Below are 21,368 nucleotides of genomic sequence, written 5' to 3' on the forward strand. Positions count from 1 at the left end.
TCTTCCCATAGCGGGAAGAAGCCTGTTTGAGTTAAAATTGTTGAAAAAACGAGAGAAATCTTGTTGTACGTGAAACATTGAACTCTCCCTTAGAGGACAATTTGTTTCACTTTCATAATTTCGGGCAATTTGTTTAATTCGTTAACGACCTCGGCAGAAGCATGCTTGTCGATGGCAAGAACCATAATTGCCGAGCCGCCGGCTTCTTTCCGTCCCACCTGCATGGAAGCTATGTTGACATCGTTCGTGCCGAGCAAGGTGCCTACACGTCCGACCATTCCCGGCTTGTCGTTATGGGAAATGAGAAGCATAGCTCCTTCAGGAGTAGCATCGACGGTATATTGGTCAATTTTCACAATTCTTTCTCCATAGCCCTCCAATAAAGTTCCGGCCAGCATACGGGTCTCTTTGTCTGTCTTCAGCGTTAACGTAATCAGATTAGTAAAGCTTTGCGACGCTGAAGACTTTTGAACGACTAATTTAATATCTCTCAGCTTGGCCATATGCATCGCATTGACAATGTTGACGTCTCCGCCGAGATGGTTCGCGAGCAGTCCTTTAACGATATACCGGTTGAGATGGGTCGTATCCAGGTCAGCCAGCTCGCCATTGTAGCCAACGGTAATTTCCTGGGCAGGCCCTTCGGTCATTTGACCCAGGAAGCGGCCCAGCTTCTCGCATAGAGTAAAGTAGGGCTGCAGCTTGTTAAGAATGATCGGCGGTACAGGAGGCATGTTAACCGCATTTTTGAACGGCTCGTCACGAAGGATGTGCAGCACTTCCTCAGCTACGTCGATAGCTACATTCTCCTGGGCTTCCACCGTAGATGCGCCCAGATGAGGAGTGACGACAATCTTGGGATGGTTCAGGAACGGATGATCCTCTGTCGGCGGTTCATCGACATATACGTCGAAGCCGGCCCCCGCGACAATTCCTTCGTTAATTGCATCGACCAGCGCCTGTTCATTAATAATTCCTCCACGGGCACAGTTCACAATGCGGACTCCTTGTTTCATCAGCTGGAATTGCGGGCGATCAATCAGGTTGCGAGTTTCATTCGTCAGCGGAGTATGCACCGTTATAAAATCGGCCTGTGCGGCAATTTCGTCGACTGTGGCCAGCTTGACACCGAGCTTGTCGGCCCGCTCCTGAGTGAGGAATGGATCATAGCCGACCACTTCCATGCCGAATACTTTGGCCCGTTTGGCCACCTCGCTTCCGATCCGGCCCATGCCGACGATGCCGAGCACTTTGCCGCGCAGCTCTACGCCGACGAACGATTTGCGGTCCCATTCCCCGGAAACGGTCTTCTTGTACGCTTGTGGAATTTGCCGAGCAACTGCCATAATCATGGCGAAGGTGAGCTCGCAAGTGGCAATGGTGTTGCCATCGGGAGCATTAACGACGACGATCCCCCGCCCAGTCGCCGCCTCCAGATCAATATTGTCCACACCGACTCCGGCCCGGCCAATCACCTTCAAGCGGGATGCGGCCTGCATGATTTTGGCGGTTACCTTCGTTTGGCTGCGGACTAGCAGGGCGTCATACTCGCCAATAATAGCAGTCAGCTCCTCCTCGGATAGTCCGGTTTTTTTGTCCACGACCACATCTTCGGCTTCGCTCAATTGGCGAATGCCCAGATCACTGATCGGATCGGATACCAATACTTTGAACATGGGGTTTGTCCTCCTTAAAATGTGTAAATTACAGCCCGTTGGCGGCCATGCGCAACAGCAAAAAACTCCCGTCTCTTTTATACTGATTGCGTATAAAAGGGACGAGAGTAATACGTTCGTGGTGCCACCCTTAATTCACCGCCCGCTTGCGCGTATAGCGGCCTCAACGGCCAGTCGCTGGCCGGGAAGATAACGGCTTCCTGCCGGCTGCGCCTACTGGGAGATCGGGTTCATCGGGATAAGCGATTCGAACGTCAATTCCATACAATTTCAGCGCAGCAACTCCGGAATGCTCCACATAATTATAACCGCCGATTTGCACCGACCATCGGCTCTCTGAAGGCTTCCTTATGCTTGGTTCCATCAATGTTATGTTGCTGTATTGATTTTTTCATAATGTACCACGCCTGTCCGCAAAGGTCAACAACAAATTAAAGACATTTTTGGGACACGTTGTTTTGTTTAGCTTTTCACGCTGTGACGATTCAGGCATTCCTCATACAGTTTTGCTGCAAAATCAGCATCTCTCCAGCCTTCGATCGTGCTCGTTTTATTCTCCAGGTCTTTATAAACCTGGAAGAAATGAGAGATTTCTTTCAGCGTATGCTGCGGGACATCTTCCAGAGAGTTGACCTCTGCGAAGCGGGGATCATTCACGGGAACGGCCAGCAGCTTTTCGTCCGGTCCTTTATCGTCGGCCATGATCAGCACTCCGATGACTCGCGATTCAATAACACAGCCAGGGAATGTCGGAAAAGAGGTGAGGACCAGAATGTCCAAAGGATCTCCGTCCAGAGCGAGCGTGTTTTTCAAATAACCGTATTCCGCCGGATAATGCATGGGGGAGTACAGGACACGGTCGAGCACGAAAGCTCCCTTTTCCTCATCAAATTCATACTTGTTCTGGCTGCCTGTTGGAATTTCAATAAATGCATCTACGACTAAATTTTTTGACATCGTTAACTTCCTCCTTAAACTCTAACCATTCCGATAGGAATGAGTGGCATTCACGAAAACTTACCGTTTATTATTTTATAGTAAGGGGCTTGATAAAAGCAATCACTGTTGCTTGAATTCGACTTTTTTTTTCGTTATTCTTCAAAGGAAGCCTTAATTATTCTCATTGGCCAATGCAGATGCTCCATTTCTGCCTGGACCGAATATAATTTATCGACACTATGTGTTACTGTATAGAAAGGACGTTGCCAATGAATCGCCATTATATAACTCCGGAAGAATTCGATAGAAAGTTGAATTCGGGAGAACTGCTTAACGATCTGATTGTAGATGTTAGGGAACTGGAAGAACGGAACTATTATCATTTGGAGCCGAGCGTCCATATTCCTATGAACAGTATTCCCGAGATGCTGGGTAAATTTCCAACGGACCACAAAATATATATCCTATGCGCTCATGGTGTCCGAAGTGAAATGGTCGTCCGATATTTATTGCACAACGGGCTGGAGAATGTGGTTAATGTAGAAGGAGGTATGGCCGCGGTAGCCGGACTCCGTGGGTTTGCTTATGATTAATAGGACATCGGGAAAGGGAATCTATGAAAAAGTGGAATTTTAAAAAATGGAAAGTAAGGCAAGTCGATATTACTCTGCTCGATGATAAAGTCATTATCCTCAATCTATATTTTACTCAGCTGGCTTGTCTATTGTTGGCGTTAATTTTAATTTTTTTTCAAAAGAACAATCGATTGTTCCCGATGTTTGCCATGTCTGATCCGCTTCAAGCGTTACTGTGGGGTGGTGGGTTCGCGGCTGCCGTATTGGCTGCCGATTTGCTGCTTACGCGATGGGTGCCTGAAGAGGTGACGGATGATGGTGGAATTAACGACAAAATGTTCCGTAATCGGCCGTTATGGCACATTATTATCCTATGCTTCGTCGTCTCTGTCTGCGAGGAGTTGCTGTTTCGGGGAGCCTTGCAGCATTGGATGGGTCCCTACTGGACAAGTATTGTCTTCGCGCTCATCCATGTCCGATACCTTCGACATTGGCTAATGACCGGATTGGTATTTAGCATCAGCTATGGTTTAGGATGGATCTATGTTCAAACCGGGATGCTGTGGACGCCTATTATTGCCCATTTCTTAATTGATCTTGTTATGGGGTGCATCCTTAAATACAGAAAAATACCTGCAAATGAAACAGACAGCCGTTAAGGGCTGTCTGTTTCAATCGTGCGGGGATCGATAAATCCGTAGCCTTCCTCCTCCAACTGGTTTAGCAGGGTGTCCAGGGCCTCAACCGTCCAGGGAAGCTCGTGCATAAGGATGTTGCTGCCGGGATGAAGCTGATCCATTACGTTCTGAATGACCGCCTCCGGTTTATCCTTGGTGGAAGCGTCCCAATCGAGCGAGCCGTTGGACCAGGTCATGAACAAGGCCCCCTCCTCTTTAACCTTCTGTTTAACATAATCGTTCGCGGAGCCGAACGGCGGACGGAAGAAAGCCGGAGCGCTGCCCGTAATATCCGTAACAATCCGTTGAACATCTTCTATTTGCTTGTCTATTGATTCCTGGCTTTCCTGCTTTAAATCAATATGATCCCACGAATGATTTCCAATGGTCTGTCCCCGACTGTGGATAAGCTCGAGCAGCTCCGGATTTTTCTCAACGCGATAGCCATTGACGAAAAATATCGCCTTTGCGTCATGCTTGTCCAGCGTATCGAGCATCGATTCAATCATGTCCCGATCCTTAGGACCATCGTCAAATGTTAGCAGAACGACTTTTTTATTTCCTTCTGGATCAATCGGAGTCAATATATAATTTTGATTCATCCTATAGGCTTTGGCAGGTTCCTCGGGAACCTGCGCTTCCTCAGCCGGCTCCGGCGTCGGTTCGATAGTCGGGCTTGGGGAAGGAACTGGGACCGGGGTCGTATCGGCTGTGGCGTTGGGCGATCCGTCCAAATCCTTCGGTTCCGTTGCAGCACAGCCGGTAAGCAGTGCGGCGCTTAAGGCAAGTATAGTCCACGTTTTTTTCATTCAAATCTCTCCCGAATAAGCTTGATATACGATCATGGCCTTCGTTTGGTAGTTGGGGGTGCACAGTAACTGGTACCGGAAGCGAGTTCTTAAACTTATGTCCAATTTTAGCGGCGGAGAAGCTGGCTTGATGAGTATGGATAATTAGATACACTCCTAATTGTATCGAAAGGGCTGGCAAAATCCCACCCCCGATTTCCTATTTTTCACGGGCATTAGTTTAATTCCGCATGAGAACAATACATAGGGAACCGCAATCAATAAAGAAAGGGAGGCGAATGAATAATGAGAATGGCATCTTTTTTGTTGGGCGGGATAGCTGGCGCGGCTGCTGTCGTCTATGTAAGCCGCAATAGTGACAAGGTCTGGTCTGGAATCATGCGGATGGCCGGTTCAGCCAATCAGATGATGTCGCAATCCAAATCGATGATGAACAATTTGACTTCCAGCCCAACGGATTCGTTGGCGGGACAGGGCCCTGCAGCGGCTAAATCCGTCAAAAGCAGCGGCGGCCATAACGGAATGTCTAAATCGCAGACTTCCAATTATTCCATGTCGGATGTCGAAGAAATCATTAACAAAGACTCTCAGCTTAAAGCGACGGTTCAGGAAATATTAGAGCATAATGACAGCCAAAAATCTGAATTCAGTCCAATCCGCTCATAAAGGTGAGTGTTGTTCAGAATACCCCTCAATTATTATTCCTCTAAATAGTCATCATTGTTGCTCCTGCAGCCTAGCGGCGAACATATCCCGCTAGGTTTCTCATTGGAGCATCCCTCCTAATCTTTTTCCGAACTAATTGTCCATAAAGAAGAAGAACATGCTATAATAATAGTGATATAAACATTTATCAATCTCGAAGCACAATTAAACATAATTTTCATAATCTGTTAGTAATCAGGTTTGCTCTACCTCGCTTCATAAAGTGAAAGAGGTTAGTAACAGGTATGAAAAGTTAAAGGGGGATCCTATATGAAAATAGAGCGTTTAAGTTCGGACAAAATAAGGATTTTCCTAACCTTTGACGATTTGACGGAACGCGGCATTCAGAAGGAAGATATGTGGCGTGAAATTCCGAAGGTTCACGAGTTATTCAGTGAGATGATGGAGCAAGCCTACTCCGAACTCGGTTTCGACGCGACAGGTCCCCTTGCAGTTGAAGTGTTCGCGCTGCCTGCCCAAGGCATGGTTGTCATCGTTACTAGAGGGAAGATGACTCACTCGGATTCCCAGGATTCTCTTCTGGATGAAGAGGAAGATATTTATGAGATGGAAGTTACGCTGGAACAAAGCGATATGATCTCCTATGTTTTTCATGACTTTGAAGAACTGCTGAGAATGGCCAAGGTGATTCAACCGCTTGTAACGGAGGGCGGAACGCTTTATTCTTATCAAAATAAATGGATTCTTCAGCTAGATCCTGCAGGGATGGATGAGAAGGACAGCAATTACCAAGCGATTATCGCCATTCTATCTGAATTCGGAGACGCTGCTTCAGTAACTCGCGCTGTTCTGGAGGAATATGGGAAGGTCGTCATAGAGTATAATGCCGTCCAAACGCTCAATGCTCATTTCAAGTAAAAGACAACAAAATCTAAGGGCATCTTCAAAAACAAGACGTTTTTGCTGGATGCTTTTTCACTATGCCCAGGGGGGTGACTGCCGGGTCACACAATCACTACTGTAAACCCGTGAACTGGTCAAACGATGTAAGAAGGACAAGCCTAATATAACCCCACAAAGTGCGCATAGCCTTCGAAGCGTATTCCGTCCGCACTCCAACGGAGTCGGCGTCTAAACCTCCCTCTAATCGCGGTCGCTCTTCAAGACTTGCTTCGATAAAGGTTTATACAGTACTTTGCGGGGAGCCCCGGACTTCTAAATTCTATACCATTAAAAAATGTCGATTTTTCGATAATTTTGTGGAATCACGCTGGAAGTTGATGGTATGCTATACTCAGCTATTGTTGAATGACAAACGGCATCATTAGCCGGCAAAGTCTTGCACCGATCAATATTGAACGGAGTGGAATCCATGGCAGAAACAGAAAAATTAAATGTTTTGCATTCAACTCAAGTCGTAATTAAAGAAGCGTTGACCAAGCTTGGATATTCAGAGGAGATGTTCGAGCTTCTTAAGGAACCGCTGCGTATGCTCACCGTGCGTATTCCGGTTAGAATGGATGACGGCAAAGTAAAAGTATTTACAGGATACAGGGCCCAGCATAATGACGCTGTCGGACCGACGAAGGGCGGAGTCCGGTTTCATCCGGATGTCACCGAGGATGAAGTATCGGCATTATCGATCTGGATGAGCTTGAAATGCGGCATTGTCAACTTGCCATACGGTGGAGGAAAAGGCGGAATCATCTGTGATCCGAGAGAAATGTCCTTCGGCGAACTGGAAAGGTTAAGCCGCGGGTACGTCAGAGCGATCAGCCAACTTGTCGGACCGACCAAAGACATTCCGGCACCCGATGTGATGACGAACTCCCAGATTATGGCCTGGATGCTGGATGAGTACAGCCGCATTCGCGAATTTGACGCTCCCGGCTTCATTACCGGCAAACCGATCGTACTCGGCGGCTCTCAGGGACGGGAAACCGCTACGGCCAAAGGCGTTACCATTATGATTGACCAGGCGCTCAAGACGCGGGGCATCGATGTGAAGGATGCTCGTATCGTCATTCAAGGGTTCGGTAACGCGGGCAGTTATCTGGCCAAGATGATGCATGAAGCCGGAGCCAAAGTAGTGGGGATTTCCGATGTGTATGGCGGCCTATATGACGAGAAGGGTCTGGATATAGAATATTTGCTGGATCGAAGAGATTCGTTCGGTACCGTCACGAATCTGTTTACCGATACGATTACAAATAAAGAGCTGTTGGAGCAGCCATGCGACATTCTGGTACCGGCGGCTATTGAGAATCAGATTACCCATGAGAATGCCCATCTGATTAAAGCGGGAATCGTCGTAGAAGCCGCTAACGGACCGACTACATTGGAAGCCACCAAAATTTTAACGGAACGGGGGGTTCTCCTTGTTCCCGATGTGCTGGCCAGTGCGGGAGGAGTAGTAGTTTCTTACTTTGAATGGGTGCAGAACAATCAGGGCTACTACTGGACAGAAGAGGAAGTATACACTAAGCTGCATGAGATGCTGATTCGCGGGTTCGAGAATGTATACCAATTGCATCGGACGCGCGGGGTTGATATGAGATTGGCCGCCTATATGGTGGGAGCTAGAAAAATGGCAGAAGCGGCGAAATTCCGAGGCTGGGTATAAAATGCTGTGGCTGTCGCTTCTGACGGCTGCAATAGCTCCAGGAATGGCACTCCTTGTTTACTTTTATCTTAAAGACAGGTATGAGCCCGAACCGGTTCATATGGTTGCGAGGATGTTTTTGTTCGGGGCTCTGCTTGTTTTCCCAACGATGGTTCTGCAGCGTGCGCTGGTATTAGGCTTTGGAGAGAATCCGATCCTGTTCTCCTTTGTGTACTCTGCGGGGATTGAAGAGTTTTTTAAATGGTTTGTTCTGTTTTTTGTCCTTTACAAGAATGAATACTTTAATGAACCTTATGACGGGATTGTGTATTCGGTAGCTGTCGCTTCGGGGTTTGCGACGGTGGAGAATGTGTTTTACGCGCTGCTGAATTTTTCTTCCTTTGCCGATTTGTTCTTACGGGCTTTGCTTCCCGTTTCCGGTCATGCTTTATTCGGCGTCTCGATGGGTTATCATTTGGGCAAGGCTAAATTTAACAAAGACCGGGAGAAACGATTTCTGTTGATTGCCGTCCTTCTTCCAGTGTTCTATCATGGAATCTTTGATTACATCCTGCTGCTCAAAACGAACTGGGTACTGTTGATCGCAACCTTCATGGTCTTCCTGTGGGTGAGGAGTCTGAGGAAAGTACGGAAAGCGAATGACCGATCTTCCTTTCATCCTCTTAGATCCGAGGAGGAGGTTAAAATGTCTTCTTTCAGCTAATAATGACGGATATACCCGCTATTTAAGGGGGAACTATTCGAGTTCAAAAGTCAGCCTGGCACTGCGAGGAAGTGCTGTGCAGCGAAAAGAGCTAGGAACACGTCATCATCTGAAGAGACTTTTGGAACATCTTCTCTAGGAAGGACGGGATGAAGGGTTGCACCCTAGAGTTAAAGTAAGCATTCGCTGTAAAACATGCGGAGAGCGATTTGTGCTTAAAGGCAGCCGCGAGAACGGAAAAGTCGAGACGGGATTTAAACGGTGTTTATGCAATAACGAAAAAGACTTTGATATCGCCATACTGGATTACATTTGACTAGGGGAGGCCGCGGGGTCTCCTTTTTTTGTATTCTTTTCGATTAAATAGGCCATTAACAATGGATTGGAAATAGATGAATAAAGCGTTTCTTTTTAACGAAAGCTATGAACATCCAACGCTGATTAAAAGGAGAGACCATCGTATGTACAAGCGACTAAGCGCTGTTATGTTTCCAATATTGTTAGTAGCATTAATCGGGACAGGGGTGTGGGGATACCAGGAGAACCGGGAAAAAAATACGGTGCTCATCAAAGCTGAAAACCAATATCAAAGAGCGTTTCATGATTTGTCTACCCATATGGACAAGCTGCATATGGAGCTCGGCAATACGCTCGCAGTCAACTCTTCCTCGCATGACATGTATCGTAAAGGGCTCATTAATGTATGGCGAATTACTAGCCAGGCGCAAAACGAAATAAGCCAGCTCCCGCTTACTTTGCTGCCCTTTAACAAAACAGCCGATTTTCTAGACAACATTTCCAAATTTTCTTACCGCACTGCCGTGCGCGATTTATCCAAACAGCCCCTTAACCAAGAAGAATCCAAAGCTCTGTTCACTTTGTATGAACGCTCTAAAGAAATAACCAACGAGCTTAGAGGCGTGCAAGATAAAATAATCGCCAACAACTTAAGATGGATGGATGTCGAAGTAGCGGTTGCCTCACAAGACCAGAAAATGGATAACGTCATCGTCGACGGCTTTCAATTGGTTAACCAGAAGGTGAGCGAATATCCGGAAGTCGACTGGGGCCCGACGATGGCTACCGTAAACCAGGACAAAGTGTTCTCCGCATTATCCGGAGAGGAAGTGAATGCGGATGAAGTGAAGCAAAGAGCCGTTCAATTTCTGGGCGTACAGGATGATGGCAGTCTGCAAGTAATGGAGAGCGGTGCAGGGACGGAGTCCAATACGTTCTCTGTCTCCGGTGTCAAGCCTGGAAGCGATCGTGAAGTCCATTTGGATTATACCAAGAAGGGCGGACAACTGATCTGGTACATGTCTCCCCGGGAAGTGACGGAGAAGACGATAGACATCCGGACGGCGCGAGATTCTGCGATGGAATTTCTGGACAATCACGGTTTCTCCACCATGGCCGCCGTATCCGTTGACGAATATGCAAATGTCGCAAGTCTCACCTTCGCCAACCGGATCAATGGCGTCGTAGTCTATCCGGAGAAAATGGTAGTGGAAGTGGCGATGGACAATGGCGAGGTGCTGGGACTTCATGCCGCCGACTATATTTTGGAGCAGAAGACGAGGGATATCCCTAAGCCTGCTCTCACGGAATCACAGGCTCGCGAATCGCTAAATAAACAATTCGAGGTAAGCGGCGCCCGACTATGTTTAATTCGCAATGACGTAGATGATGAGGTGCTTAGCTACGAGTTTACCGGCAAGGTGAACGGGTCCAACTATAAAATATTCATTAACGCGGATACAGGAACCGAGGAAAAAGTAGAGCCGGTCCGTCAGCAGGATGTCGCGGCCGTCCAATAAGTGGCAGGAAGAAGCCTGGAAGCTAAGGCTTCTTCTTTTTGAAATTATAAAAATCGTTATCGGAAAATTTCGACGGTAAACGCAGGCGTTTATCCTTGGTCATAAGAGATGGCTCAAAAAGTCCTTTTTGGGATCATGAGATCTGCCAAGAAGACTATTCGCCGCGAGTCACTTTTTGAACTCTTGCCATAAAGGGCTTCTTTGTTTTCCCTGGCATGATATAATCTTTAACGGATAATATCACTAAGGGAGGTGTGCATTTGCTGCCAGCTGTCAATCAAAAAATAATGCTGAACATTTTTTCGATGGACGAAAAAGAATCCAAGCAACAATATCATTCTCGCATTGCGGATATGACGGACGATTATATTTACATTCAGATCCCGATTAACGGAACATCGGGCAAATTAAAGCGTCTATATATTGGGGACGAATTGGAGGTTTGGTTTGTAACCGAAGGAGGGCTTAATCATTATTTTCAAACCGCCGTCCTCGGTTTCCGCGAAGATAATATCACTCTCGTCGTCTTGAAGAAGCCCGAGCCTCAATCGATTACACAAAATCAGCGACGCAGCTTTCTCCGCGTGCCTGCGAATCTGGAATTATCTGTCACCGTGGAGGAGCAGCCGGCTTTGATTGCTCTGACTGAAGACATCAGTGGAGGCGGGATTTCGTTTCGCAGCAGCAAAGATTTCTCCGTAGGGGTGCAGGCAAGCTGTTGGCTGTTAATCCCTAATAAAAACGGGAAGCCGGAGCATGTTCACTTTAACGGAGAAGTAGTGCGGGTCTCCCCGCAAGGGAATGCGGAACGAATGATTATGATGCGATATACGGACATTGCGGAGCGCGATCGGCAGAACATCATTCGCTATTGCTTTGAGAAGCAAATTGACTTCCGCAAATCGTAATGATTTTGCATTGAAGACTTTGAGTGTGGTATAATTTTGAGCGTTAGCAGGCTGCTTGCGCCTGTTTTTTTGAGTGAATCGGGTTAGTTTATTTACCTGAGTCACCCCCTTACTTCCATACGCAGCCCAGGAAGGGATGTCCATTCCAAGGGCCATTGCACACCTTGGATTATCGTAAGGGAAAGGAATTATGCGGTTGGCAGATTTTATGGGAGGCACTATCTTTGGACAAAATTAATGTTGCTCTGGATGGCCCCGCGGGAGCGGGAAAAAGCACGGTAGCCCGGCATGTGGCTAAAGCATTGGGTTATATTTATGTGGATACGGGATCCATGTACAGGGCAGTCACTTGGAAAGCGCTTCACAGTGGCATCCGCCCGGAAGATACCCCAGCGGTTATCGCGGCCGCCGAACGTATGCAGCTCGAGCTGTCTCCTGCTGAGACAGGACAACAGGTATATGTGGACGGTGAGAACGTGACGGAGCTAATCCGGTCTCAGGAGGTTAACCAGGCTGTTTCCATCATCGCCCAGATTCCCGAAATCCGGAGGCTGCTTGCGGACAAGCAGAAGAAGTTAGCGGCTTCCAAGGGGGTAGTCATGGATGGAAGAGACATAGGTTCTTCCGTGCTCCCTGACGCAGAGGTGAAGGTGTTTCTAACGGCGAGCCCGAGAATTCGCGCGGAACGAAGATTCAAAGAATTGGAGCCGTGCAATATCGACTTGGATGAGCTGGAGAAGCAGATCTGTCTGAGAGACGAGATGGACCGCAACCGGACTCATTCTCCCCTCGTTCAGGCGGAGGACGCGGTGCTTATTGACAGCTCGGACATGGATTTGCCAGAAGTCATTGAAGCGGTGCTCAAGCTTTGCCGATTCAAAGTGAGCGGGGGAAGGTAATTGATGCTATACCGTGTATGCAGGGCCCTATTAAGAGCGATTTTTACTATCCTTTACCGTTTGGATGCGAAGGGAATGGAGAATATTCCGGAGAAGGGTCCGGTTGTTCTTTGCGCCAATCATACGAGCAATATAGATCCTCCCCTTGTCGGTACGCCGGTTAACCGGATGGTTCACTACATGGCCAAGCAGGAATTGTTCAACGTCCCCGGCTTGGGATGGTTTATTAGCAAGCTGGGCGCCTTTCCGGTCAAACGCGGAGGGGTTAGCAAGGAATCTATCAAGCTCGCCATTCAACTGCTCAAAGACGGCAATGTGCTCGGGATTTTCCCGGAGGGCTCCCGTAAGAACGCAGGAGGCATGGGCAAGAAGGGCGCGGCTATGCTGGCTCTCAAATCGCAAGCGACGGTTATCCCGGTTGCGATCATGGGCAATTACAGGCCGTTCTCCAAATTGACCATCCGTTATGGCACTCCGGTGGATCTGTCCGAGTTTGCCGAAGGCGGTTCGGAGGTTCTGGAAAAAGCGACCGACAAGATCATGACAACAATTCGCGCGATGATCGCTGAAGAGAAAAATTCGGCGAAAAATTGATTGCTGCGCATGGACATGGTATCTTGGAATTATACGGCTTTATAAAAAACTGTCTATCATGCCCATCTTTAACATATATGGGTTGCTAATCGAGGAGGTAAAGACAATGTCTGAGGAAACAAAAATGCAAGAAAACCAAGCGGAGAACACGGAGGCTAACGTGGAACAATCCACGGAGGCGGAAGCAGGATATGCGGACATTACCGCAGTAAAAAAAGGCGATACCGTTAAGGGTAAAGTCGTTAAAGTGGATAGCGATCAAGTATTTGTCGATATCGGCTACAAATATGATGGAATCATTCCTTTGCGCGAGCTTTCTTCCATCCAGCTGGATAGCGCTTCTTCGGTCGTAGAAGTAGGTCAGGAAGTGGAATTGAAGGTCGTTACCATTGATGACGAGAAAGAAAAGCTCGTCCTGTCCAAGCGCGCTATTGACAGCGAGAAAGCATGGGATGAACTGCAAGCCAAGCTGGACAGCCAGGAAACGATCGAAGCCAAAGTCGCTGACGTCGTTAAAGGCGGTCTGGTCGTAGATGTGGGTCTTCGCGGATTCATTCCGGCTTCGATGGTGGAGCGTCATTTTGTAGAAGACTTCAGTGATTACAAAGGCCGTACCCTGCGCTTGAAAGTTAAAGAGCTGGATCGGGAAAAGAATAAAGTTATTCTGTCTCAGAAAGATGTTCTGGATGAAGAGTTTGAAGCAAACAAGAAAAATATTCTGAACAGCATCGAGGTAGGACAGGAAATCGAAGGAACGGTTCAGCGTCTGACCCCGTTTGGAGTATTTGTCGATATCGGTGGAATCGATGGCTTGGTGCACATCTCCGAGATGGCATGGCATCATGTAGAGCAGGCCTCTGAGCTTGTTAAAGAAGGAGACAGTGTCAAGGTCCAAGTGCTTAAGGTTGATCCGGAGAATGAGCGTATCAGCTTGAGCATGAAAGCTGTTCAGCCTGGTCCATGGGAGCAGCTTGGTGATCACATTCAAGTGGGAGCCATTGTTTCCGGTACAGTGAAGCGGCTGGTCAGCTTCGGAGCTTTCGTTGAAATTGCTCCTGGCGTAGAAGGCTTGGTTCATATTTCCCAAATCGCTCATCGCCATATCGGAACTCCGCATGAAGTTCTGGAAGAAAATCAAGAGGTTCAAGTGAAGATCCTTGATTTGAATCCCGCGGAGAAACGGGTTAGCCTCAGCATCAAAGAAACAGAAGAAGCTCCTGAAGCTCCGGCTAAGCCTGAGAAGTCCCGCAAGGATAAGGACAACACCGGCGACTACGTCGCTCAGCCTAACCAAAGTCTGAGCCTGACTCTGGGAGAGCGTTTCGGTGACAAGCTGAGCAAATTCAAATAATAATGAATTGACAGACGGATTCCTTTTGGGGAACCGTCTGTTTTTTCGTCTAAAAAGGAAATGATTCTTCGCCTCTGCGATTTCCCCATATTCCTCAGCATAGCCCCCTGCAAATAGCCCCGCGATTGGGATGGTAATGGACATTATGAACCATACTAGAATAAAGCAAATCGTTCCCAGCTCCATCAGACTGCGTCTTATGTCGTTTTTCTGGGGACGGCCGAGCCAATCTAGATGCTGTTTCTCTCAAATAAAAAGACCTCTGTCGGGTGATCCGGGATGAATACGGGATATATATCCTATATATTAATTTGCATCACCATTATCCTGCTGGTTAGCGGCTGGAAGGATACTGTGCTTAGAGGGGTTCCCTCCCGATATATTGCTGTCTTTTTTATCGGCTGGTTTAGCTTGTCCAAAGCTGAGCTTGCGCTCGGACAAGTCAAAATCAGCGGGATTTATGCCGGGCTTGTCATTCTTTTACTCATTGTCCTGTATGCACTTCCCAGGGAAACAGGAGTCATTCCATTGGTAGTCAGCGGACTGATGCTGGGGCTCTTTTATTTTTTGGCCAGCGAGATTTCGGTGACTTTGCCCGATTTGCCGGGAGGCTCTCTATTTTGGCTGGCTTTCATCATTGGTTTGCTTGTCATTGCCATGTACAGGCATCCCCTTGCTCAAATCGGCTGTATTACCCTATGCGTACTCGTTGGTTGCCTGCTCCAAATGTATAGCCATTCGGCATTAGCTGGATATCGACTGGGCTTTGGGCCGATGAAGGACCATTGGTGGTTATTTTCATTTATCGCCAGAATAGTAACCGGCATGCTCGAATTCACCGCATCGGCATCTAAATCTCTATACCGGCAGTGGGTCGATGCGCGAAAGGAGAAGGAATAGGGTGGAGCTAATAATAGAGAATAAATACTTGACTGGGGTGGTCATAGGTGTCTTATTCGGAGTGCTGACACGAATTATGCTGCTGAGAACCGATTACAGGCAATATCCGACTTATCCCCATGGACGAATCATTCATATCTCTCTAGGCGTAATAGCCGCCGGCTTGGGAGCTGTCGCTGTCCCCTCGCTGCTAGGGAAGGACTATACCGCGATCACGTTTCTGTCCCTCGCCGCTCAGCAATTCCGCGATGTTCGGAACATGGAGCGGGAAACGTTGTCGAAGCTGGATGAGATGGAGCTGGTACCCAGGGGAGCTTCGTATATTGAAGGGATTGCCATGGTTTTTGAAGGAAGGAATTATTTGGTCATCTTCTCGGCGTTTATGACGACAATGTTCTGTGTATTATTTGCCTGGTATTGGGGGATTCTGTTTGGCTTGCTGGCTCTCCTGCTAAGTTATCATTTCCGGTCAGGCAAAACGTTAGGCTCGATCTCGGATGTGCGTCTTGAAGAAGTAAGGGTAGAGGGGCCTAATCTTTATGTAGGGGATATTTACATAATGAATGTCGGTCTGGCAGATTCACAGAAGCTCATTCGCGAGCGCGGGCTTGGACTTATTGCCACTCCCAAAACCCGGGACGGCCGCTCAGCGTTGGGCAATCTGGGACAAAGGCAAGCGCTATTGCATGATTTGTCGACGATTCTTGGAATATATCGGGACTCAGGAGAACCATCGCTCGTTCCGCTATCCAAGCTGGACATAAGAGATGGCAGGCTTGGGATTTTCTTACTGCCAATAATGAAGGACGGAGAGAAAGCAAAGAGAGTATTTCTTAATGCTGCACTGCTGGAAAGCGCCATAAAAATGCCTACAGAGGTAAAGCTGTGAAGTCGTTATGCATAACCTCATATGCCCCAAGTGGAAGTTCGATTTTAGGGAGGTGGTGACCTATGAATTCGATTTTAGCGGTTGTGGCGCTGGACAAGGATCAACTGGTCGGTGGCGGCGCTCCGGTTTTTATTGCCGGCAGTAAAGAGGAACAGCAGAATGTGGCGTTTAAATTGGAAAAAATATTGGATGCGATGGCTCATGACCTGGAGAACGGCGTCATGATTATTGTTAAACATTGATTAGCCATTTATAAGCATATTTGCTATGATGGAGAATGGATAAAAACGTTATGACAGCTTGATACAGGGAGTGGATGGAATGGCGAGACCCGTAATTGCCATCGTGGGCCGTCCGAACGTCGGAAAGTCGACGATTTTTAATTGGTTGATTGGCGACCGGTTGGCCATTGTGGAAGATAAACCCGGGATAACGAGAGACAGATTGTATGGGTCCGGCGAATGGCTGGATACTACCTTCAATGTCATCGATACCGGCGGGATAGAAATTGGTGAGGAAGATACGATCCTTAGATCGGTGCGGGTTCAAGCGGAATTGGCGATCGAGGAAGCTGACGTCATTCTGTTTATGGTTGACGGCAAAGCCGGCGTGACAGCCGATGATGAAGAAATTGGGCAGATCTTGTTTAAATCCGGCAAGCCGGTCGTACTAGTGGTCAATAAGATCGACAATCTTCAGCGTCAAGATAGTATTTATGAATTTTATAGCCTTGGTTTTGGCGATCCGATTGCTGTATCCGGAGCGCATGGCCTCGGTCTTGGAGATATGCTGGAGGCAGCGGCTAAGCACTTTCCTCCGGAAGAGGAGGAGCCCTATGGCGAGGAAGTCATCAAGGTAGCCTTGATCGGCCGCCCTAATGTCGGCAAATCCTCCCTCGTCAACGCCATATTAGGCGAGGAGCGAGTCATTGTCAGCGATGTAGCCGGGACGACACGGGATGCGATCGATACTCCGTTTGAGAAGGATGGTCAGAAGTTTGTGCTGATCGATACAGCCGGAATGCGCAAGCGCGGCAAAGTATACGAAACGACGGAGAAATACAGCGTTATGAGAGCGATGAAAGCGATCGAACGGGCCGATGTCGTGCTGATCGTCATCAATGCCGAGGAAGGAATCATTGAACAGGACAAACATATTGCCGGCTATGCGCATGAAGCGGGCAGAGCGAGCTTGTTCGTGGTAAATAAATGGGACGCTATAGAAAAAGACGACAAGTCGATGCAGCAATTTACGCAAAAAATAAGGGATCATTTTTTGTTCATGCCTTATGCGCCGATCCTTTTTGTCTCGGCCAAAACGAAGCAGAGACTGAACAGGCTGATGCCGGTAGTCGTGCAAGCCGCTGAAAATCATTCGGCCAGAGTCACTACCCACCTGATGAATGAGGTCGTTCTGGATGCTGTAGCGATTAATCCGCCTCCGACGGACAAGGGCAAAAGACTGCGGATTAACTATGTCACCCAGGTGGCCGTTAAGCCCCCCACGTTTGTCATATTTGTTAACAATCCGGAATTGATGCATTTTTCGTATGAACGATATCTGGAGAACAAAATACGAGGAGCGTTCAGCTTCGAAGGGACTCCGGTCCGGATCATAACACGAAAAAAATCATCGGGTGAATAAGGTTAGGGGGAGCGGGAGTGCAGGTTTTTGCAGCATTGTTAATCAGTTATCTGCTAGGTTCCATCAGTTTCAGCTTTCTAGCGGGCAAGCTGCTGAAAGGAATCGATATTCGGAAGCACGGCAGCGGTAATGCCGGAGCGACCAATACTTTACGGATTTTAGGGAAAGGTCCGGCCATTGCCGTTCTTGCTCTCGACGTGCTCAAGGGGATTGCGGCTGTCTGGATCGGCCGTTGGCTGGGAGGAGATAGCGAATGGATCCCCGTCTGGGCCGGCCTATCTGTCATAGCGGGGCATAACTGGCCCGTATTTTTCGGCTTTAAAGGAGGCAAGGGGATAGCGACCGCCATCGGCGTAACTGCAACCCTCTGCTTCCTCCCCGCTCTATTTGCGGGGATTATAGCAATCGGCTCGATAGTTATTACTAGATATGTATCGCTAGGCTCACTTATTTTTACCGGACTTCTTCCTATTTCTATTCTTCTCATGGGAGAGCCTGCTGCGGTATTGGTTGGAAGTTTGCTGATAGCTTTATTTTCTTTTGTTCGGCATCGTACGAATATCGTTAAGCTGATTCGCAAGCAGGAAAACAAGCTGGGAAATAAAAAATGATCGGACCAGATCGACGGAGGAGAGCGAACGATGGCAAAAACCAAAGCAACGGTCGTAGTAGCCGGAAGCTGGGGAACGGCCCTGGCCACTGTGCTCGCCGCGAACCATCACGAGGTAACGCTATGGACGAGATCTGATGCCCAAGCGGAAGAAATCAATCGAACTCACCGGAACAGCCGATTTCTTAAGGAGGCCGTCCTGCCCGATACTATTAAGGCGACGACCTCGATAGAAGAAGCCATCATCGATTCCGAGGCGGTCATTCTGGTGGCCCCTTCCCACGGCATGCGGGAGGTCGTTGGCAAAATCCGGCCGTTTCTGCGTCCGCAAACCCTCCTCGTCCATGCGACCAAAGGGTTTGAAACCGACTCATTAAAACGGATGACAACGGTCATTTCCGAGGAGCTTCCTGACTACGACCGGGAGCGGATAGCGGTGTTATCGGGACCAAGCCATGCGGAGGAAGTGGTCCAACAAAGTCCCACCACGGTCGTAGTGGCGGCCTCCCGGTTGGAAACGGCTGAAGAAGCGCAGGATTTATTAAATAATACTTATTTCCGCGTCTATACGAACCCGGATGTGAGCGGCGTTGAAATTGGCGGAGCTCTCAAGAACATTATCGCTCTGGGAGCGGGAATGTCCGACGGTCTTGGCTTTGGAGACAATGCCAAGGCGGCTCTGATGACCCGCGGTCTTGCCGAGATGGCAAGGCTTGGCACCGCCATGGATGGCAATCCGCTTACCTTCGCCGGTTTAGCCGGTGTTGGCGACTTGATCGTCACCTGCACAAGCCGGCACAGCCGGAACTGGAGGGCCGGCCATATGCTGGGACAAGGAGCGGTCCTGGATGAGGTGCTGGAGTCGATGGGAATGGTCGTAGAAGGCGTTAAAACAACGAAGGCCGCTTATGCGCTGGCCGATAGATATAAGGTGGAAATGCCGATTACCCGTGCGCTTTACGATGTTCTCTTCAACGGTAAAAAGGCCAAGGACGCCGTAGGTGATTTAATGGGCCGTGTGCCGACTCATGAGATGGAAGAAATCGCCCAGACCGGAAGCCTCCGCTGGAAGTAAGCAGAGGGCCTACACGTTTGGATACTCTCTTTCATACTATACCTTAGTGCAACCCGACTCGACTAAGGGAGGTAAGAGGATGAGCAACAAACAAGTCCCGAAAGATGTACTGAATGTGGTTAAAAACAAAACCGGCAAATCGGTTTCGGAAAGAGATATTCAAAAGCTGGCCAGCGGAGTAAAGCCTTCGACCTTGCAGAGCGAGGAGCAGCTGAGACAGTTGATCCGTCAAGTCTCGTCTTTGGTCAATATCAAAGTATCCGAGGCAACTGTTAATGATATCATTCAAGCGGTGAAGGGAAGCAAGGTCAATCCGAACAATCTGGAGCAATTGATGAAAATGATTTCTAAAAAATAGTCTGGTTGTTAACAAAGGAGCCTGTTTAATCGGTTCCTTTGTTTTTTTGGTTGCACCTATATAGAATCGTATTTCGTCCACACAATTGTCATTGTTTTAACGCCGGCTCTCCATTTCACAAACAATAATCGTAATGCTATAATACATAGGATGCGGACTATGGGAAAGAGGGGTTGTCAATTTTGAGCGGTATGGACAAAATGTGGGCATCGTTCATAGCGATGGGCCTAATGCTGGTCGCCACAGTCATCATTACATTTGCCAGACAAAAAACTAAAGGTTTTGTCCGGTTTATCCTTTCCTTCGTGGCGTTTCTTCTTTTTGTACCGATTTTGCTCTATATGCTGCTGTCAATGATCTAACATATTGGAGGTAATTTCGATGATTCAACTAAAGGGCCGTTTTGGGACAGAAACTGTAGAAGCGGAAACCGGCTTATCCATTCTGGAATTGGCTCTTAAAAATAAGGTGGATTGGGGCTTTTCTTGTACGAGAGGAACCTGTGCGCGCTGCAGGTGTCATATATCGGAAGGAATGGAATTTCTGACGGAGCCTACGGAGGCAGAACTGAACCGTCTGGATCCCGAAGAATTCGATGAAGGGTATCGTCTGGGCTGTCAGGCCAGAATCAAAGAAATCGGGCCGATCAAGGCTACTAACAAAACTTATTTCTAACGATAACGTTTGAAGCTTCGGAAGCACTTTCCTTCGGAACGGAATAAGAGCTATTCTTTAGTTCAACTTATATAGAGCGGCGAACTGTAATATTCTTGAAGATTAAACTGGAAGGTACGGTATACCATGCGTCTTGATGGTCAGGTGGAACAGGTAATCGAGCTTATTGCGGAATCATTGCAGAATAATGGCTCCGGAACCGAGTGGTTAATCGGAGGGAGCTGCGGACTTCTTTTGCAGGAGGTTGGGTTAACACGGCAGCCTCGTGATATCGACTTGTATACCGATGAACAGAAGGCCGATTTGCTGTATAGTCGGCTGGAGAAGTATGCTTTGGACCGGTTAGAGCTGAGCACTACCGATATGTATTCGTCGAGATTGGCCCGCTTTCTTATCCAAGGGATGCCGGTTGAGCTGGTTTCCGGATTTCAGATCAAACAGGCCGACAGTATCTATAAGGTCAATGTAGCCGCACTGCTGCCCTACAGCCCGGAAGTCAGACTGGGAGGTCAAGTGGTGCGGTTAATGCCATTGGCGCATGAGCTCGTGTTTAACGTTCTTCGCCACCGGGAGGATCGTTATGAGTCGATCGCTGCGAGAATGCGGCTTTTTCCTGACCTTTTCTACCCTGCTTTAGGGGCAATCGTCAAGGAAAATCATCTGGATCGCTCTGTACTTAATCGATTGCATGAATTAACAGGTGAATCATGGATACGGTAAGATTAAGATTTTCGAGACAAGCGAAACTATATGCTCGGCACTAAAGATTTCAAAGCTCATGAAGTGGAGAAAGAAAGATGCTTCCAGGGCGAGTTTTGGCTTTGTATTCCTACTATCCGAAGGCCTATCCATAGAAGGAATCTGTTGGTTCGGGGTCCCCGAAAAGTACCTGGAATTGCTTCGAAGCTCATCTTCACTTTTTGGGGAAGGAGTATGATGTTTGAAGCTTCGGGGGCACTTTCCTTCGGAACGGAATGATA

At 48.1% G+C, this 21,368-nt stretch carries 24 protein-coding genes and 1 other annotated feature; of the genes, 21 read left to right on the top strand and 3 right to left on the bottom strand.

The features are described 5' to 3' along the window. Positions 1 to 89: 89 nt before the first annotated feature. Positions 90 to 1,676, bottom strand: a complete 1,587-nt coding sequence (gene serA / locus KJS69_RS07770) for a phosphoglycerate dehydrogenase (protein ID WP_213583173.1) — start codon at positions 1,674 to 1,676, stop codon at positions 90 to 92. 94 nt (positions 1,677 to 1,770) lie between these two features. Beyond that, positions 1,771 to 2,052: a binding site (T-box leader), on the bottom strand. An 86-nt stretch (positions 2,053 to 2,138) separates the two neighbouring features. After that, positions 2,139 to 2,633 carry an inorganic diphosphatase gene (locus KJS69_RS07780; RefSeq protein ID WP_213583175.1) on the bottom strand — a complete coding sequence of 165 codons (495 nt, stop codon included), beginning with the start codon at positions 2,631 to 2,633 and terminating at the stop codon, positions 2,139 to 2,141. Between the two features lie 251 nt (positions 2,634 to 2,884). Here KJS69_RS07780 and KJS69_RS07785 point away from each other — a divergent pair, with 251 nt between their 5' ends. Together KJS69_RS07785 and KJS69_RS07790 are read left to right on the top strand one after the other, a co-directional pair. Further along, positions 2,885 to 3,208 (top strand): rhodanese-like domain-containing protein, encoded by a 324-nt coding sequence (locus KJS69_RS07785; RefSeq protein WP_213583176.1) that lies wholly within the window; start codon positions 2,885 to 2,887, stop codon positions 3,206 to 3,208. A gap of 23 nt (positions 3,209 to 3,231) precedes the next feature. Further along, positions 3,232 to 3,849: a CPBP family intramembrane glutamic endopeptidase gene (locus KJS69_RS07790; RefSeq protein WP_213583177.1), complete on the top strand. Its 618-nt coding sequence runs from the start codon at positions 3,232 to 3,234 to the stop codon at positions 3,847 to 3,849. Here KJS69_RS07790 and KJS69_RS07795 read toward each other — a convergent pair. Then, positions 3,846 to 4,676: a polysaccharide deacetylase family protein gene (locus KJS69_RS07795; protein ID WP_213583178.1), complete on the bottom strand. Its 831-nt coding sequence runs from the start codon at positions 4,674 to 4,676 to the stop codon at positions 3,846 to 3,848. The two genes, KJS69_RS07790 and KJS69_RS07795, sit on opposite strands and share 4 nt — an antisense overlap. 285 nt (positions 4,677 to 4,961) lie before the next feature. Here KJS69_RS07795 and KJS69_RS07800 point away from each other — a divergent pair, with 285 nt between their 5' ends. The 19 genes from KJS69_RS07800 (at position 4,962) to KJS69_RS07890 (ending at position 21,108) form a co-directional block, all read left to right on the top strand. Beyond that, positions 4,962 to 5,342, top strand: a complete 381-nt coding sequence (locus KJS69_RS07800) for a hypothetical protein (protein WP_213583179.1) — start codon at positions 4,962 to 4,964, stop codon at positions 5,340 to 5,342. 309 nt (positions 5,343 to 5,651) lie between these two features. Next, positions 5,652 to 6,260, top strand: a complete 609-nt coding sequence (locus KJS69_RS07805; protein WP_213583180.1) for a genetic competence negative regulator — start codon at positions 5,652 to 5,654, stop codon at positions 6,258 to 6,260. 454 nt (positions 6,261 to 6,714) lie between these two features. After that, the gene (locus KJS69_RS07810) at positions 6,715 to 7,965 is read left to right on the top strand and encodes a Glu/Leu/Phe/Val family dehydrogenase (RefSeq protein ID WP_213583181.1); all 1,251 of its coding nucleotides are present in this window, start codon (positions 6,715 to 6,717) and stop codon (positions 7,963 to 7,965) included. Between the two features lies 1 nt (position 7,966). Further along, positions 7,967 to 8,668 carry a glutamic-type intramembrane protease PrsW gene (gene prsW, locus KJS69_RS07815; protein WP_213583182.1) on the top strand — a complete coding sequence of 234 codons (702 nt, stop codon included), beginning with the start codon at positions 7,967 to 7,969 and terminating at the stop codon, positions 8,666 to 8,668. A gap of 461 nt (positions 8,669 to 9,129) precedes the next feature. Continuing rightward, a complete protein-coding gene (gene ypeB / locus KJS69_RS07820; RefSeq protein WP_213583183.1) occupies positions 9,130 to 10,485 on the top strand; it encodes a germination protein YpeB in 1,356 nt (451 codons plus the stop codon). 254 nt (positions 10,486 to 10,739) lie between these two features. Next, the gene (locus KJS69_RS07825) at positions 10,740 to 11,393 is read left to right on the top strand and encodes a flagellar brake protein (protein ID WP_249730422.1); all 654 of its coding nucleotides are present in this window, start codon (positions 10,740 to 10,742) and stop codon (positions 11,391 to 11,393) included. Positions 11,394 to 11,617: 224 nt separating this feature from the next. Then, positions 11,618 to 12,292: a (d)CMP kinase gene (gene cmk / locus KJS69_RS07830; protein ID WP_213583185.1), complete on the top strand. Its 675-nt coding sequence runs from the start codon at positions 11,618 to 11,620 to the stop codon at positions 12,290 to 12,292. Positions 12,293 to 12,295: 3 nt separating this feature from the next. After that, on the top strand, positions 12,296 to 12,886 hold the full coding sequence (locus KJS69_RS07835; RefSeq protein WP_213583603.1) for a lysophospholipid acyltransferase family protein: 591 nt from the start codon (positions 12,296 to 12,298) through the stop codon (positions 12,884 to 12,886). A 106-nt stretch (positions 12,887 to 12,992) separates the two neighbouring features. Continuing rightward, positions 12,993 to 14,237: a 30S ribosomal protein S1 gene (gene rpsA / locus KJS69_RS07840; protein ID WP_213583186.1), complete on the top strand. Its 1,245-nt coding sequence runs from the start codon at positions 12,993 to 12,995 to the stop codon at positions 14,235 to 14,237. 279 nt (positions 14,238 to 14,516) lie between these two features. Then, entirely contained in the window at positions 14,517 to 15,137 is a 621-nt protein-coding gene (locus tag KJS69_RS07845; protein ID WP_213583187.1) for a hypothetical protein, read from the top strand. Further along, positions 15,115 to 16,026, top strand: a complete 912-nt coding sequence (locus KJS69_RS07850; protein WP_213583188.1) for a YIEGIA family protein — start codon at positions 15,115 to 15,117, stop codon at positions 16,024 to 16,026. The genes KJS69_RS07845 and KJS69_RS07850 overlap by 23 nt, the downstream gene beginning before the upstream one ends. Positions 16,027 to 16,088: 62 nt before the next feature. Then, on the top strand, positions 16,089 to 16,268 hold the full coding sequence (locus KJS69_RS07855; RefSeq protein ID WP_213583189.1) for a capping complex subunit for YIEGIA: 180 nt from the start codon (positions 16,089 to 16,091) through the stop codon (positions 16,266 to 16,268). 79 nt (positions 16,269 to 16,347) lie between these two features. After that, positions 16,348 to 17,670, top strand: a complete 1,323-nt coding sequence (gene der, locus KJS69_RS07860; protein WP_213583190.1) for a ribosome biogenesis GTPase Der — start codon at positions 16,348 to 16,350, stop codon at positions 17,668 to 17,670. Between the two features lie 17 nt (positions 17,671 to 17,687). Further along, the gene (gene plsY / locus KJS69_RS07865; protein ID WP_213583191.1) at positions 17,688 to 18,281 is read left to right on the top strand and encodes a glycerol-3-phosphate 1-O-acyltransferase PlsY; all 594 of its coding nucleotides are present in this window, start codon (positions 17,688 to 17,690) and stop codon (positions 18,279 to 18,281) included. A gap of 30 nt (positions 18,282 to 18,311) precedes the next feature. Continuing rightward, positions 18,312 to 19,355 (top strand): NAD(P)H-dependent glycerol-3-phosphate dehydrogenase, encoded by a 1,044-nt coding sequence (locus KJS69_RS07870; RefSeq protein ID WP_213583192.1) that lies wholly within the window; start codon positions 18,312 to 18,314, stop codon positions 19,353 to 19,355. A 79-nt stretch (positions 19,356 to 19,434) separates the two neighbouring features. Beyond that, entirely contained in the window at positions 19,435 to 19,713 is a 279-nt protein-coding gene (locus KJS69_RS07875; protein ID WP_213583193.1) for a stage VI sporulation protein F, read from the top strand. Positions 19,714 to 19,904: 191 nt separating this feature from the next. Continuing rightward, the gene (locus tag KJS69_RS07880) at positions 19,905 to 20,075 is read left to right on the top strand and encodes a DUF2768 family protein (RefSeq protein ID WP_306434404.1); all 171 of its coding nucleotides are present in this window, start codon (positions 19,905 to 19,907) and stop codon (positions 20,073 to 20,075) included. Positions 20,076 to 20,094: 19 nt separating this feature from the next. After that, on the top strand, positions 20,095 to 20,388 hold the full coding sequence (locus KJS69_RS07885; protein ID WP_213583195.1) for a 2Fe-2S iron-sulfur cluster-binding protein: 294 nt from the start codon (positions 20,095 to 20,097) through the stop codon (positions 20,386 to 20,388). A 126-nt stretch (positions 20,389 to 20,514) separates the two neighbouring features. Further along, positions 20,515 to 21,108 carry a nucleotidyltransferase domain-containing protein gene (locus KJS69_RS07890; RefSeq protein ID WP_213583196.1) on the top strand — a complete coding sequence of 198 codons (594 nt, stop codon included), beginning with the start codon at positions 20,515 to 20,517 and terminating at the stop codon, positions 21,106 to 21,108. Positions 21,109 to 21,368 lie beyond the last annotated feature (260 nt).

The sequence above is a fragment of the Paenibacillus sp. J2TS4 genome, assembly GCF_018403245.1.
In the GTDB taxonomy this organism is placed as follows: domain Bacteria; phylum Bacillota; class Bacilli; order Paenibacillales; family NBRC-103111; genus Paenibacillus_L.